The organism is Pseudomonas sp. ML2-2023-3 (assembly GCF_037055275.1).
Lineage (GTDB): Bacteria > Pseudomonadota > Gammaproteobacteria > Pseudomonadales > Pseudomonadaceae > Aquipseudomonas.
In genome coordinates this window covers 33903-48584 of the sequence record NZ_CP146343.1, presented here as the reverse complement: position 1 = coordinate 48584, position 14682 = coordinate 33903, and the positions used below count along the sequence as shown (strand labels likewise).

Below are 14682 nucleotides of genomic sequence, written 5' to 3'. Positions count from 1 at the left end.
CGCTGATCATGATCCCGGCCTTACTGCTTTTTACCATCAGTTTTCTTATGTTCGTGCTATCGCTGAGTCTGGTGTATCGGGCTCTGACGGATCCGACAACCAGTCGCGTGCTGGACCGTTTGGGGGAAGTGCAGCCGCAGTCCTCGCAAAAATTAAAGGGCGTAGCTTGGCTTGACCGGGCTTTCTTGCAGGCGGGGTTGGGGCGTCCTTCTGAACGCCTGGGTTTATGGCTGTCGCTGTGGGCGGGAGCAGTGGTGTTGGCTGGCCTGATCGGCGGCTGGGTATTTTTTCTTGCGTTGCTGGTGTTGCCGCCACTGTTGCTCAAGCTGTTTGTCAGTTGGCGTTACCACCGTCGGGTACGTCGCATGGTTGAGCAACTGCCGCTCTTGCTTGATCACAGCGTTCGCAGCTTGAAGGCGGGCCGGACCTTGGCCGATGCGGTTCTGAACGCAATCGAGGCATCCAGTGATCCGCTCAAAACCAGTATCAGCCGGGTCTCACGTAACGTGCAGATGGGGGTAAGTCTGCCGGAAGCTGTAAGCGATTTTGCCGAGCTGTATGAGCGCGACGAGTTTCGCATGTTCGCCCTTGGCCTGAAGGTGAATCATCGCTACGGCGGCAACGCCAGTGAGCTGCTGGAAAACCTGATCGTGCTGATTCGCGAGCGTGAACAGGGGGCTCGCAAGTTGAGGGCCATGACCGGTGAAACCCGTATGACTGCTGTGGTACTTGGTTTGTTGCCGGTTTTTGTGGTGGGCTTTTTTATGGTCACTAATCCAAATTACATGCTCAAAATGTGGGCGGACGGGGGAGGGCAGCACATGCTGCTTACGGCGTTGTCGATGCAAATAATTGGCAGCGTTGCGTTGTGGCGCATGGTTCGGAGCGTATGACATGGCCTATCTGATTTGTGCAGTTTTACTGCTGGGCGCCATGGCGCTGTTGATCAATAACGTGGTTCAGGACCGTTTGGCTCAGCATAGGGTGATGCAGCGCCTGGACGGTGACAAGAGCGGCCCGGGCAAGCTCAGTCTCTGGATGCGGATGGTGGGCAACAGCAAGTTTGGCCAGCGTTCGATCACGATGGACAGCGAAACCCAGACCCTGCTCAACCGCCTTGGCTGGCGTACCGCCAGTCAACGTTCGCTGTTTGCAGCGTTTCAGATTGGCACACCGTTTGCGTTTGCCGGGCTGGTGTTTTTGGGGCATGAATTGTTCTTTCCCAGGTCCGGCAACCTATTGGTTGTTTTGTTGTTCTCACTGGCGCTGGGGTATCTGATCCCCAAGCGAATGCTGGCCTACGCTGCAAAGCGGCGGCAACAAGAAGTAGCGGTAGAGGTGTCTACCTTTATCCCGTTGCTGCGCATCCTGTTTGAGTCCGGCATGGCCGTTGAACAGGCGCTACGGGTGCTGAGCCAGGATGCTCGGGAGCTGCTGCCAGTGCTTACAGGCGAGTTGCGGGTAGTGCTGTCGCGAGTTGATTCGGGGCTGGAGCTGAGTCAGGAACTGAGCAAAACCGCAAGCTTGCTGGACGTGGACGAATTCAATGACACCTGCGTGATTCTTCAACAATTGATTCAGCAGGGCGGTGGCGCGATGAAGTCATTGCAAGCACTCAAAGAGCTGCTGGATGACCGTCGCCTGACTCGCATGGAAGAGTACATCTCCAAGATGTCCGCCAAGATGTCGGTAGTGATGATGGTGTTTCTGTTCCCGGCGCTAATGATTGTCTTGGCCGGGCCGAGCTTTGTCGCTATCTCGCGAGCCTTTCTCTCTTGATCAGGGGTATGAACATGAAAGCTGTCATCGTCTTGTGTGGGCTGCTGATGCTGGGCGGCTGTGCAACAGGAGGCCAGAGCAATCCGCCGTGGATGGCCATGGGCGGCAGTTGTACAAAATTGAGTGCTGATCAGGAGCTGTCGCTGAACCTGGCCGATGACATGGCCAAGGAGGGCAAGCTGCACGCCAGCCTGGCCAACCTGCAAAACCTGCCCGAGCGATCCGCGCAGGTGCAGCTGCGCAAGGCGCGGATCTACCGTCAGTTGGGGCGCAGTGAGGCCGAGCCATTGTTCCAGGGGCTTTTGGGGTCGTGTCTGGCGGCAGAAGGGGAGCATGGCCTCGGGCAGTTGGCCGCCGGGCGTGGCGACAACGCATTGGCGACAGCCCACCTTGAGCGTGCGGCGAAACTGGCTCCGACCGACGCCAAGATCCGCAATGACCTGGGTGTGGTCTATCTCAACCAGCGCCGTGTCGATGATGCCCGGTTCGAGTTTTTGACCGCGCTGGAACTCAAACAGGATGACTCGTTGGCGGCGCTGAACCTGGTGACTTTGCTGATTTATCAGGACCAGTGGACCCAGGCGGCCGAACTGGTCACCCGCGCCGAATTAACGCCCGATCAAGTGAGTGATGCCCAGTCCCGGGCGCAAGCGCTGAAGGCTCAAGCCAAGGCAGCCAGCAACCAGGTGGCTGTCATCAAATAATGCGTTGGAGGTTTGCAATGACTTTTTCTATTCGTGTGGGGGTGTTGCTGGCCCTGATCCCGCTGGGTGCGGTGGCCATCGAGCCCGGTCCCACGCCAAAAAACCAGCAGGAAACCGAAAACTGGCTGCAGCTTCAGGTCAGTGGCAGTGTGCAGTCGCCGATACGCCAAACGGCTACCTCGGCCGAGCGTGAGCTCAGCCTGCAGCGCTGGCTGGACAGCTACAAGCATGAGATCCCTGAGTACTACAAACAGGATGAGGGCGGCAGGGCCAAGCAGAACTGAATGAGCCGGACTTGTCGCGGGCAAGCCTGTTACTCACAGGTGTTGCCAGCGATTAAGGCGAGGCCGGATCAGCGATTAATGCGCACTCTGGCGATGTTGTGCGGGGGCGTTAGGGGACAGCGCGAGGGCCAGTTGAGTGCGGTTGTTCATGTGGGTCAGGCGCAGAACCTGGGACACGTAAAGCTTTACCGTGTTTTCGGTTATGCCCAGATCGCAGGCGATCTGATAGTTGGTCTGGCCTTTGCTCACCAGCTTGGCAACGTCCAGTTGACGGGGCGACAGCTGTTTGAAAATCGTCGGGATCTGCTGCCAGGGGCCCTCGTTTGAGTCCTGCGGGTTTGAAGGTTGAGTGGCCGACTGAGGGGGGCGTCTAGCGGACTCCATGTCCTGATACAGGTCGTCAATGGATTCGGCCAGATACTGAAGTTTTTGGTTCAGGTGGCCCAACTGATCGCTCTTGTGCTTTTCGCGCAAGATGGCTTCCTGGCGCTGGATGCCCTCAAGCAGTTCATTGAGGTCGACCGGTTTTTGATAGTAATCGGCAATGCCGATGCGCAGGGCCTTGATCACATCCTGCTTGTCTGCTCGACCGGTCAACAAAATGCTTTCAAAGGAGCGGTGCTTGCCGGCGATTTTTTGCAAGTGCTGGGTCAGTTCGATGCCGTTCATCTCGGGCATGTGCAGGTCGCACAGCACCAGGCCAATCTCTGGATCGGCGATGAAAGCACTGATGGCTTCGCGTGTTGAATGGCAGGGCACACAACGGTAGCCACTGCTTTCAAGAAATTCGCACAGTTCTTCGACAATCAACGACTGGTCGTCGACTACGAGAATTTTTATCAGGGGGGTAGATGTATGCACGCGGTTCTCCTTCCTGGTAAACCAATCAGGGACTTCTGGGTCCACTTGTTTACTGCGTTTGGGTTAAACGTAGACCTACTTTACGACTATGTACAAGGTGTTAATCCCTCCAAACGATTAGCGAAGGAGCGCCATTGTCAGGGTAAACCCGCCCAACAGGAAGGGTGCAAATGGAAGCTTTTTTGACACTGGGACGTGATGGGCAAGGCAAGGGATCTTAACTCGTTGATTCATTGACGGCAGGATTTTTGACGTAAATAGCCACCAGGCGCCAGTACAAAGGCCTGCACCGATGATAGTGCCAAGAATTGTCGGACGATCGGTTGCCAGTGCCAGGGCCATCAACAGCTTTACGTCGCCGGCTCCAAGCTTGTTCAGTGCATAGCCGGGCAGTGTCAGTACCAGCGCGACCAGCAATGCCCAGCCACCTTCGGCTGCGCTTGCGCCGAGCCAGGTGTGGCCTGTCCATAGCAGATACAGCAATGCCAGCGCCGCCGCGCCAAAGGTCAGGACATTGGAAATATGACGCTGGAGCAGGTCTTGAATGGAACACGCAGCAAACCACACGAACACAACACATAACTGGATCACGTAAAGAACCTCCCTTTTTTACCAATGATTCTATGATGATATTACTGTCGACAGTCAGGGTAGACACCGTCATGAAAACAAGGCTTCCCAAAAAGCAGAAAGGCGCCGCGGCGATTGAGTTCGCGCTGGTGTTTGTGATTTTTTTTGCAGTGCTCTATGGCGTTGTCAGCTACAGCTTGCCGCTTTTGTTGGTGCAATCATTCAATAATGCGACGGCAGAGGCTGCGCGTCGCGGTATGGCGGTCGATCCTGAGACGAAGGCAGACTATGCGGGTACTGTAAAAAAAGTGACCGAGGAGGTGTTGGAGCAAAAGTTGGGTTGGGTGAGAAAGATTGTGAAAACTGGTCTGGATCCTGACGGTGGTTACGACACTTCAACCCGAGAGATTTATGCCACGGTCAATCTTGATACCAATGCGTTGAAAAGCATCATGCCAGTACTCAATCTGGGTGTAATCACGGTGCCTGATTTACCAGAGTACTTGACCGCAGAGTCGAGAATTCAGGTTGAAAACTTTGAAAAGCAGTGAAGGGCTGTTCGGGCGTTTGTTGGGACGGACCGACGAGCGCTTGCCTGAATCCAATGATCCGCAATTGCACAATCATGCGGGCATCCAATTGATGCTCGATCAACACGGGTACGTGACCGACATTCACGGTCTGCAGCGTTATGGCCTGGCGCGCTCAAGCGGCGACGGCGCACCGCGCCTGCTGCTGAGCTACATGGTGCCGGGCAGCACGCTGGCGCTCGAAGGCGTGCCGGCAGACTGGGTGGGCCACAGCCTCGACCTGGACTTTCAATGCGCCGGGCTGCGCGTGGTGCATACCCGAGGTTGGGTTCAGCCCCAGGGTGATGGCTGGCTTTTACAGCTGCTGGATATCAGTGACTTGCGCCTTGGCAGCGAGCAGGCGCGCAACCGTGAGCGCTGCACGCAACTGACCCTTAGCCTGGGCGAGCAATTGCGTCAGTGCAGTGTGCAGCGCCTGCCGGAAGTGATGCACGAAGCGCTGCGCAGCGTGGCCCAGCATGGTCGTGTGCCTTGCATGGCGCTGGCCGTGCGCGATGATGGGCAGTCCTCCTGGTATATGCACAGCACGTATCACTCGTTTGATGCGCCGCAACTCTGGTTGCCAGAGCAAAGCCTGGGCAGCCTGCTCGACCCGTTGGGCGGCAACTCGCCCCAGCGTGTCGAGCGCGACGGCAACCCGCGGCTGAACGATTTATTTGGCAATGCCGACGGTGTACTGGTGCCGTACAGCGACCAACAAGGCTTGTGTGCCTGGTTGATGCTGGGGTTTTATCCCGCGTCCCTGCATGGGCCGCAGATGAGTGAAAGCGACTGGATGCAGGTGTGCGCGGCATTGGCCGCCCCCCTGCTGGATCGCTTGCGCGAGCAACAGCACCTGCAGCAGCGAGAGCGCATGGAAGCCCTTCAAGGCTTGCTGGGCACGGGTTGGTGGGAGTGGTCGATCACTAACGAATTGATGCAACTGGCCCCCCAACTGGCCGCCAACCTGACAGAGGCCATCGAACCGCAGTCAATGACCCGAGATACCTGGCTGGCGCTGTTTCATCCTGCAGATCGGGATGAGCTCTGCGGCCGTTTTAATGAATTGCTGGAGCATGGCAAGGAGTTGTTGCTGTTTGCGCGGGTGCATCAGCCCCAAAGCACCCAACCTGCCCAGTGGTATCGAGTTCAGGGCCAGATGCTGGGGACCGGCACCCGGCGGCGCATCGTGGGTTTTATGCTGGATGTCAGCGACATCAAGAATCAACAGCAGCAAGTTGCAGCCGCCCATGCGCGGCTGGACAACCTTATCGCCAGTTCGCCTGCGGTGATTTACGTGCAGCGTTATGTCGAAGGCGCTCTGTTGCCTGCGTTTTTCAGTGACAGCCTCAAGCCCTTGCTGGGCTGGACGCTGGAGGAGTGCACGAGCGCGACCTTGATCGAGTGGGTCCACCCCGATGATCGGGAGCACTATTTTGAACGCACCCGCCAGTTGCTGCGCGAAGGCAGCACCCGACGTCGCTATCGTCTTCGCGACCGAGGCGGTGATTACCACTGGCTGCTGGATGAAGCCAAGTTGCTACGTGACGACCTGGGCTTGCCGGTTGAAGTCGTCGGGTTGTGGCTGGACATCACCGAGGCCACCGAAGCGGCCGAGCGGGTCAAGAGCAGCGAAGAACGCTATCGAATCCTGGTCGAAGATTCACCCGCCATGATCTGCCGTTACCTGCCCGACCTGACCCTGACCTTTGGCAACCAGCCTCTGGCCAGCTACCTGGAGTGCACGACCGAGCAGTTGCCGGGCATCAACCTGAGCAGTTGGCTGTCCGACGAACAGCGTGAAGCCTTTGTGCAGCGTATTGCGGGTTTGACTCCACAGTCTCCGGTAAGCTCCGCTGAAATCAGCCTGCAACTGCCTGGTCGCGAATATGCCTGGTGGGTGTGGTCGGACCGGGGGATTTTCGACGAACAGGGCAACTTGCTGGAAGTACAAGCCGTTGGCCGCGACAACACCGAGGTGCGTCGCTCACAGCAGCAACTGACCCACAGTGCGAAAATGGCCACCCTTGGTGAAATGGCCACGGGGCTGGCCCACGAAATCAACCAGCCGTTGAACGTCATGCGCATGGCCGTGGCGAACGTCCTCAAGCGTCTGAGCAACGGCGATGCACAGATCGAGTACCTGCAGGAAAAGCTTGCCCGTATCGACGGGCAAGTCCAGCGTGCGGCGCGGGTGGTAGACCACTTGCGGGTGTTTGGTCGTCGCTCGGAAATCGAACAGCAAGTGTTCAACCCTTCACAGGCGATGGAAGGCTCCGTGGCCTTGCTTAGCGAAGGCCTGCGCGGTAAAGGCGTGGAATTGCGCAGTGAAGGCCAGGTGTGTGACGTGCAGGTGCGTGGCCATGTCGACCAGCTTGAGCAAGTGCTGATCAACCTGATGGTCAATGCCCGTGATGCGCTGATGAGCAAGCGAGAAACCGATCGCGACTTTGAGCCCTGGATTGCCCTGAGTATCGAGTCCGATGCACAGCATGTGTGCCTGAGAGTGGACGACAACGCAGGCGGTATTGACCCGCGTCTGCTGGAGCGGATCTTCGAACCTTTCTTCACTACCAAGCCGATTGGCCTTGGCACGGGTCTGGGATTGTCCGTGAGCTACGGCATCATCGACAACATGGGCGGGCGGTTGAGCGTCAGCAACACCGGGCACGGCGCCCGGTTTTGCGTGGAGTTGCCGGTGGTTGAAGTGCAGGAGTGAGGTGCTGCGATATTGACGACACTGCGAGTGCTGCGCACTCGAACGCAGCCTCGTGCTACTCGTCAGCGGCTACTTGCAGTGGGCGTGTAGCCGCTGAGGAGCGAAGCGAGGCTGCGATCGGCTGCGCAGCAGTCGTAAGACCCTGCAGCGCGGTGTATCTGATACACCGCGCTGCAGGGGTTTAGTCGCGTTTCGTAATCGGTCGCAAGGAATTAGAGCACCAGCTGGGCGCGACCGCCTTGGTTGCAGGAGAGGTTGGCGCCGACGTCGACTTGGTTTAAGTCGACCCCTAATCCTAGAAGCAATGTGTCAATGATACGATCAAGTACAGGGCTAAGTACTTTGTTAATAGCCTCGAGCAGAAGCGGTTTGACAGTCGAAAGCAACCCATCCAAACCGCCAATTAGTGTCCAGAGGACATTTCCTTGTAATGGCTGGTAAATATGTACGTTTATCCCGTCTAGAGTGTTACTCAAGCTTTTTACTATTCCATTAGTACTGTATTGATAATAGAGAGGGGGGAGGGAAATGCCTAGTAGCTTGTCCGGGCCAAACGTGTGAGTTTGTTTTAGGTTTGATCCAACGCTAGTGTCTAAACTAATGCCTATGCCTCCTCCCACCAAAGGGACTCGAGGGTCACACTTTTTTTCAGAAAATGCAGGTTTTGAACAGGTTATTAAGCCGATATCAATCACGGAGAGAGGCTTGACAGTGATGGATAAAGGTGCGGTGGTGCTGCTGGGGAAAATTTGATTTTTATCGATGGTGCCAAACTTTATGTCCACGATTGATGTATTGGTTGTGGCTGTTAAGGTTTTGCTTGACTCACTAGAGCAGCTGTAAGCAGTGACATAACTTTCTGCGCTGGGAGCATCTATGTAAATATCAATTTTGTCGCTAAGTAGCAGTAGTGATGGGTTCGTGCATTTTGCACCGAGCGCACAGCCAAGTGCCCCAACAATGTCGAGGTCTAAGAGTTTTTTTAGTGTGTCAACCAGGGAAGATCCTAGTGTTGTGACTGCATCAACTAAGGCTTGTACATTTTTCAATGCAGGTAATTCGACAGATACTAACGTTCGGACTTGTGCTGTTCTTACATAAATTCGATGTTCTCCATCTTTTGTTTCTTTTGCCGCCAGTGCCGGGTTTCCGATGGCTGATAGTTGTGGGGGTTGTATGACTTGTACGGTGGCTGTTATTTTGGTAAGTGACAGGTCAATGGGGAAGCTTGCTACAATTGCCTGGTTTTTACTGGCTAGTTGTACGTATCCGCTTATCAGGTCCAATAGGTTCATGTCTATATTCAATGCTGAGCTTGCGTTGCTGCCTTGGACTTTTAAAAGGTCTCCGAGAATTACTTTTGTTGCGCCGGCATTTGCTTTGATCTCCTTGAGGGTTGTTATTTTTGCGGTTGTGCTGAGGGTGTCGCTTGGATCAAGTATATGTATAGTGCTATCTATGAGTTGTCCAATGCTGATCTTTGAGCTTAGAACTTCATCGTAACCGCCAGCTTTGAGGTCGAGGTCAAGTTTTAGCCTGTCTAAGAATGATAGTAATTTGATGTTGGTGTTTGCAATTCCATCCCATCCGAGAATGCTGATGTCAACACTTCCGCCGAGTAAACCTTTGAATAAAGAACTTAGGATTTTAGATTTGGAGTCGCTTAATGCCAATGTTTTGTTCCGAATAGTCAACTGAGCCAGCGGTGAGCCAGATTTGGCCCCCACCGCAGTCGCCTGTAATTTAGTATTAAACTCAAACGTACCTTTAGACAACGCACTCCAAAATCCCCCGGCCACGCTGGTAGGCACGGTGGTCTTGGCGACAACCTGGATAACATCGCCGGAGTTGTCGATGCTCGGCTGGAAGACACGTATTTTCTTCTCGTTTGTAGTCAGGGTCCCGCACGTTGGAGTTACACTTTGTACCCCGGCGGACGTAAAGCCGTTGCGTTTGGCGCTCTCTTCTGAGTAGTCCTTGGCAGTTCCGAGTTTACAATTGCCTCCCCGACTAACCACCTCCAGCGCAGCCATATCCGCCACCCGCTGCAATTTTCGCTGCTCCAGGTACAAACGCCCGCTGTCGACCACCAGCAGCATAAACAACAGCACCATGCCGAGGGTCACGGCAGCCATCAAGCCGATTGCGCCACGCTGTTGCTGTGGGCCCGTAAAACCAATACCGCGTAGTTGGGGAGACATCGAGCACTCCTGTTGCTGGAACATAGCCCAGCGCTAACTCTCCAAAGTTTGATCGAGTGTAGCCAGAAAGTGATCGTCGCGCTGGCCAGTTGCCAGTTTTATAGGCGTGATGTGAACAGTTAATCAAAAGCCGATGATAAATAGCCGAAAATCGAGTGTGGAAACTAACTTGCTCACGAAAGTATTAATACCAACTTACATATATACAGTGTGAGCAAGTGAGTGTCCTGGAACTTACTTCGGTGGATAGGCGCTCAAGATTTTAGTGACCGCCTCCTGAATTGCCGCGCTGCGTTCAGCCGGAGTAGGGCTGGTGTCGACGACTTTTTCAGCACTGCCGCGCCACACCAGTTTCCCGTCCTTGGCATCGATCAGGTCGATTTGCAGCGTGCCAACCTGATAGACCACGTTGCGTACTTCGTTATACATCGGTGGGCCCCAGTAACCTTCCCACGGGCCACCCCAGTAACCCCCCCACGGTCCGCCCCAAGGGCCGCCGTAGCCGTAGTTGGTCACGACCTGCTCCTGGCGGTTGGCAACGATCAACCAGGCTTGCACGAGCAAGTCCGGCTTGCTGCCTGCCGCAACTGGGCGCAGACCCCGTTGGTCCAGCTGGCCACTGATGGCCTGAACGATCCGTTGCTCGGTCAGGCTGCTTCGCAGCATCGGGTTATTGGGGTGATATTGCACAGCAGGGTCTTTCCAGGCCCAGGACTGGAACTTGGCGAAATCGACCGCAGGGTTGTAATCGCTGCTGACCTGCATGGTTTCGCAAGCGCTGAGCAGCAGGGCGATGCCCAGTAATGCCAGGCGACGTAGCATGATGATTTCTCCGCTTCAACAATAAGTCTTAATGGGGAGGATAAGCCTGTACTGCCTTGTTCAGTGATTCGCGCAGAGCATCACTGCGTTCGCCCAGGCTGCCTTTACTGCTGGTTTCTGCACTGGAACTCCACACCGGTTGACCGGTTTTGCCGTCATACAGATTGAGTCGTACCACCATGACCTCAACTTCGTAGGTACGCACCACGGGCACAGAGTTGTACATCCCGTACTGGCTGCCGTAACGGCCATAGCCGCTGCCGTAGCCCGCTCCGTAACCATAGTCGTCCTGAACCTGACGCAAGCGTTTTTCGGTGTGCAAGTCGGCACTGACCCACAGATCCGCTGGACGGTTGGGCTGCGCCGGGCGCAAGCCCCGCTGGTCCAGTGCATTGTTCACCGCTTCGGCGATCTGGGCAGAGTCGGCCCACGCGGTCCCGACCGGCAGGCGACCATTGAGCCAGGCCCAACTCTGGTAGCGCCCGTAATCGCGAGGCGGTGCCGGATAGGCGCTCAAATCCAGGCTATTGGCCGCTTGTGCCGGGGCTGGCGGCATGGGCAGGGCGCTCGGGGTGTAAGGGTTGGGGCTTTGGCAAGCGCCCAGCCCCAGGCTTAAAACGACTAAGGCAACGCGGCGATACATGATGGTCTCCCCCGCAGGGCGATTCAAACCGGGCGGCACACCCAATGCAGATAACGTCCAAGCCCGGCAAAGGCTGGATGGCGACGATGGGCCAGTTCCATTTCAACCAGCGCCTCAAGCTCGGCTCGTGCCTGGAACTCAACGGGCATGTAGTCGTGAAACACACGCACACCGCTTTGGGTTTGGACCTGCCACAGGCCTTCGAGTGCCGTGGCCAGTTCTCGAGGGTCGAGTGGTTGTTGAGGGGTCAGGCTCTGTTTTTCGCCGGCCATGTCGTTCTTGCGCATTTTGCGGAAGTGGCCCTTGAGCAGGTTGCGATAGATCAACGCGTCGCGGTTGTAGAACGCCAGGGACAACCAGCCGTCCCTGGCGGTCAGCTGATGCAGCACCGGCAGGATCGCGTGGGGTTCCGCCAGCCATTCCAGTACGGCGTGACACAGCACCAGATCGTAGGGCTTGGTGAGTTGCCCCAGCAGCTCTTGCCACGGCGCCTGGATAAAGGTACCGGTCTGGCCTGCTTCGGCAAAACGCTGGCGGGCGCCTTCAAGCATTGGCGCGGCCGGTTCGGCCAGGGTCACATCATGACCTTGCTGGGCCAGCCACAACGACATATGACCCAGGCCTGCACCGATATCCAGTACACGTAACGGGCGTTTTGGCAGTGATTCTTCAAGGTCGGCCTGAAGCACGGCCAGACGAATGGCACCCTTGGCGCCGCCGTAGATTTTCTCGGCGAAACGGGTGGCCAGTTGATCGAAGTGACGGTCACTCATGGGTTGAAACGCCTTTCATTGTCAGCCAATTTGCTGCGCACCACTTCGTTCATGTCCAACCCCAGTTCGGCGCACAGCAACACCAGATACAGCACGATATCGCCTACCTCCTGGCCTGCGTGGGCGAGCTTGTCGGCGGGGAGCTGGCGGGACTGGTCCTCGCTTAGCCACTGAAAGATTTCCACCAGCTCAGCCATTTCGACACTGGCGGCCATGGCCAGGTTTTTCGGGCTGTGGAATTGTTTCCAGTCGTTGTTATCGCGGATGCGGTGCATGCGTTGCGTGAGTTCGTCGAGGTTCATCGAGGGTGTGCTCTCCAGAAGGCGCAAAGCTTGCGACTGAACGGCCTTTGGCGCAAGCGAAAGGCACAGGCGCGTGCTGGTGTGGCGCGCAATTCTTTGTAGTCGCTGACGAGGAACGAAGGCTGCGTTATCGATCGCAGCCTCGCTACGCTCCTCAGCGGCTACAGGGCAAGTGCCGGCTCAACTGATCGGTCGCCAATTACCGGTCATGTGCACCAGATCGCCATGCCCGCTCAGCTGGAAATCACCACTGGAACCCGCTTCGCTGCAGCGCAAAATCACTTCGCTGGGTAGACGTACCGGCTTTTTGAACGCGACAAAGATCTCGACATTGGCGGCTGGCAGGTGCGAATTCAATGCCGCCAGGGCACGGGTTTTTATCCACAGGCCATGGGCGATGGCGCTGGGCAGGCCAAACAGTTTGGCGCTGGCCGCACTGAGGTGAATGGGGTTGTAGTCGCCCGACACCTTGGCGTAGCGGCGGCCAATGTCGGTGGGGGCATACCAGCGCGTCAGCTCGTTCAGCACCACCGGCCCGGGGGCGGCGGTTTCAGGGGGGGCCCCCGGCAGCTCGACGCCTTTGCACAGCAGCGTGCTTTCGGCCTCCCACAGCGGCCCGAGCATGTCGTCCACCTGGGTGATCACCTCAAAGGTCGCCCCCTTGGGGTGCTTTTGCAGGTTGTGCACAAACACACCGATGCGTAGCTGCGTCACGCTGCCCATGGGCCGCAGTAGCCGTACCCGATTGGTCAGATGAATCAGTCCAAGCAGTGGGAAGGGGAAGTCCTTGCTGGTCAGTAATTGCATTTGCAGCCCGAAGGCCAGGATATGGGGGTAGGTGGGCGGGAGTAGTGGGCTTGGCGCCAGGGCGCACACCTCCCTGAAGGCAGCCAGTGACGTGGGCTCAACTTCCACCCAGCAGCGCAAACCCTGTTCCGGCAAGGTGCTGCCGGTGATTTTGCGCCGGGCGGCGGCGTGGGCGTACAGCGCGGGCAAGTGCGGTGGGCTGGCGAGGTCGAGCCACTTCACGGTCATGGTTCATGCTCCCAGAATGCTTTGTCCGCACACCCGCAGCGCTTGACCGCTGACGGCGCCCGACCCCGGCTGCCCGAGCCAGGCCACGGCTTCGGCCACGTCTTGCGGCAGGCCGCCCTGGCCCAGGGAGCTCATGCGTCGACCCGCTTCGCGCAAGGCGAAGGGAATATGCGCAGTCATCTGGGTTTCGATAAACCCGGGGGCCACGGCGTTGATGCTGATGCCGCGTTCGCCCAGCAAGGGGGCCCAGGCTTGAGCCAGGCCAATCAGCCCGGCCTTGCTGGCGGCGTAGTTGGTCTGACCGCGATTACCGGCGATACCGCTGATGGAGGCGAGCAGAATCACCCGGCCGTTATCGCGCAAGGTGCCACTGTCGAGCAGGGCTTTGGTCAGCACCTGCGGGGCGTTGAGGTTGACCGCGAGCACGGAGTCCCAGAACTCGGGCGTCATGTTGGCCAAGGTCTTGTCACGGGTGATGCCTGCGTTGTGCACCACGATGTCGACACCGTCAGCCAGGTGCTCGACCAGTTCTTCAGCGGCATTGGCGGCACAGATATCCAGCGCGATGCTGTGCCCGCCCAGACGGGCGGCCAGCGCATCCAGGTCGGCCTTGGCGGATGGCACGTCGAGCAGGATCAAGTGGGCGCCATCCCGGGCCAGGGTTTCGGCAATCGAGGCGCCAATTCCTCGGGCCGCCCCGGTCACCAATGCCTTGCACCCGGCCAGGGGGCGGGTCCAGTCCTGTACCTGGGAGGCGCAGGTCGTGAGGCGCAGCACTTGCCCACTGATAAATGCACTTTTGGGCGACAGGAAAAACCGCAGTGCGCCTTCAAGTTGATTTTCAGCGCCTTCACCGACATACAGCAGTTGCAGGGTGCTGGCGTTGCGCAGTTCTTTAGCCAGTGACCGGCTGAAACCCTCAAGCGCACGCTGGGCGCTGGCAGCAAATGGGTCACTTAATGTTTCAGGTGCACGGCCCAGAATCACCATATGGGTGCTGTGTTCCAGGCTGCGCAGCAGTGGCTGGAAAAACTCGCGCAGTTGCTTGAGTTGGTCGGTGTGCAGCAGCTCGCTGGCGTCGAACACCGCGGCCTTGAGCTTTGGTCCCTGGCCAGGAATCCAGGGGGTTGCGAGCAACGGTTCGGGGCCGTAGCTGTAGACGGTGTCGGTGAGTTTGCTGGCAAAACGGTTCACCTGTTCGGCCAGTGCCCCGCCGCCAATCAATAGCGGGCCTTCGACGGGGCGCAGGCGCCCGGCTTGCCAGCGTTCCAGTCGTCCCGGTGACGGCAGCCCCAACGCGCCGACCAGACGCTGGCCGAGGGATGAGTTGACGAAGTCGATATAACGGTCTGACATGGAACACTCTCCGACAGGTGGGGTTCAAAGGGTTGACCACAAACAGGTCGTGGTCGTTCGTTAT

At 57.4% G+C, this 14682-nt stretch carries 15 protein-coding genes; 6 read left to right on the top strand and 9 right to left on the bottom strand.

Annotated elements, in window-relative coordinates; genetic code table 11:
* The first annotated feature begins 8 nt into the window (after nucleotides 1-8).
* The 4 genes from V6P94_RS00220 to V6P94_RS00205 are packed head-to-tail and all read left to right on the top strand — an operon-like array spanning nucleotide 9 to nucleotide 2767.
* Nucleotides 9-893 carry a type II secretion system F family protein gene (locus tag V6P94_RS00220; RefSeq protein WP_338648848.1) on the top strand — a complete coding sequence of 295 codons (885 nt, stop codon included), beginning with the start codon at nucleotides 9-11 and terminating at the stop codon, nucleotides 891-893.
* 1 nt (nucleotide 894) lies between these two features.
* Complete coding sequence (locus V6P94_RS00215; protein WP_326397288.1) at nucleotides 895-1779, top strand: type II secretion system F family protein; 885 nt, start codon at nucleotides 895-897, stop codon at nucleotides 1777-1779.
* A gap of 14 nt (nucleotides 1780-1793) precedes the next feature.
* Nucleotides 1794-2483, top strand: coding sequence for a tetratricopeptide repeat protein (locus V6P94_RS00210; protein WP_326397290.1), 690 nt, complete (start codon nucleotides 1794-1796; stop codon nucleotides 2481-2483).
* 17 nt (nucleotides 2484-2500) lie between these two features.
* The gene (locus tag V6P94_RS00205) at nucleotides 2501-2767 is read left to right on the top strand and encodes a DUF3613 domain-containing protein (protein WP_326397291.1); all 267 of its coding nucleotides are present in this window, start codon (nucleotides 2501-2503) and stop codon (nucleotides 2765-2767) included.
* A gap of 75 nt (nucleotides 2768-2842) precedes the next feature.
* Here the strand turns inward: V6P94_RS00205 and V6P94_RS00200 are convergent, their stop codons facing one another.
* Nucleotides 2843-3628, bottom strand: a complete 786-nt coding sequence (locus tag V6P94_RS00200; RefSeq protein ID WP_326397292.1) for a response regulator transcription factor — start codon at nucleotides 3626-3628, stop codon at nucleotides 2843-2845.
* A gap of 117 nt (nucleotides 3629-3745) precedes the next feature.
* Nucleotides 3746-4219, bottom strand: a complete 474-nt coding sequence (locus V6P94_RS00195) for a prepilin peptidase (protein ID WP_326397293.1) — start codon at nucleotides 4217-4219, stop codon at nucleotides 3746-3748.
* 71 nt (nucleotides 4220-4290) lie between these two features.
* Here V6P94_RS00195 and V6P94_RS00190 point away from each other — a divergent pair, with 71 nt between their 5' ends.
* Together V6P94_RS00190 and V6P94_RS00185 are read left to right on the top strand one after the other, a co-directional pair.
* Nucleotides 4291-4749 carry a TadE/TadG family type IV pilus assembly protein gene (locus tag V6P94_RS00190; protein WP_326397294.1) on the top strand — a complete coding sequence of 153 codons (459 nt, stop codon included), beginning with the start codon at nucleotides 4291-4293 and terminating at the stop codon, nucleotides 4747-4749.
* Nucleotides 4736-7486, top strand: a complete 2751-nt coding sequence (locus tag V6P94_RS00185; RefSeq protein ID WP_326398979.1) for an ATP-binding protein — start codon at nucleotides 4736-4738, stop codon at nucleotides 7484-7486. Before V6P94_RS00190 ends, V6P94_RS00185 begins: the two co-directional genes overlap by 14 nt.
* 212 nt (nucleotides 7487-7698) lie before the next feature.
* Here V6P94_RS00185 and V6P94_RS00180 read toward each other — a convergent pair whose 3' ends face one another.
* From V6P94_RS00180 to V6P94_RS00150, 7 genes are all read right to left on the bottom strand, one after another.
* Nucleotides 7699-9687: a pilus assembly protein TadG-related protein gene (locus V6P94_RS00180; RefSeq protein ID WP_133079598.1), complete on the bottom strand. Its 1989-nt coding sequence runs from the start codon at nucleotides 9685-9687 to the stop codon at nucleotides 7699-7701.
* A gap of 234 nt (nucleotides 9688-9921) precedes the next feature.
* Nucleotides 9922-10509, bottom strand: a complete 588-nt coding sequence (locus V6P94_RS00175) for a DUF4136 domain-containing protein (protein ID WP_133079599.1) — start codon at nucleotides 10507-10509, stop codon at nucleotides 9922-9924.
* A 28-nt stretch (nucleotides 10510-10537) separates the two neighbouring features.
* Nucleotides 10538-11152 (bottom strand): DUF4136 domain-containing protein, encoded by a 615-nt coding sequence (locus V6P94_RS00170; protein ID WP_133079600.1) that lies wholly within the window; start codon nucleotides 11150-11152, stop codon nucleotides 10538-10540.
* A 23-nt stretch (nucleotides 11153-11175) separates the two neighbouring features.
* The gene (locus V6P94_RS00165) at nucleotides 11176-11925 is read right to left on the bottom strand and encodes a methyltransferase domain-containing protein (RefSeq protein ID WP_133079601.1); all 750 of its coding nucleotides are present in this window, start codon (nucleotides 11923-11925) and stop codon (nucleotides 11176-11178) included.
* The gene (locus V6P94_RS00160; RefSeq protein ID WP_133079602.1) at nucleotides 11922-12227 is read right to left on the bottom strand and encodes a nucleotide pyrophosphohydrolase; all 306 of its coding nucleotides are present in this window, start codon (nucleotides 12225-12227) and stop codon (nucleotides 11922-11924) included. Before V6P94_RS00160 ends, V6P94_RS00165 begins: the two co-directional genes overlap by 4 nt.
* Before the next feature lie 180 nt (nucleotides 12228-12407).
* Entirely contained in the window at nucleotides 12408-13262 is an 855-nt protein-coding gene (locus tag V6P94_RS00155) for a MaoC/PaaZ C-terminal domain-containing protein (protein WP_133079603.1), read from the bottom strand.
* Between the two features lie 3 nt (nucleotides 13263-13265).
* Nucleotides 13266-14618 (bottom strand): 3-oxoacyl-ACP reductase, encoded by a 1353-nt coding sequence (locus V6P94_RS00150; protein ID WP_338648847.1) that lies wholly within the window; start codon nucleotides 14616-14618, stop codon nucleotides 13266-13268.
* Nucleotides 14619-14682 lie beyond the last annotated feature (64 nt).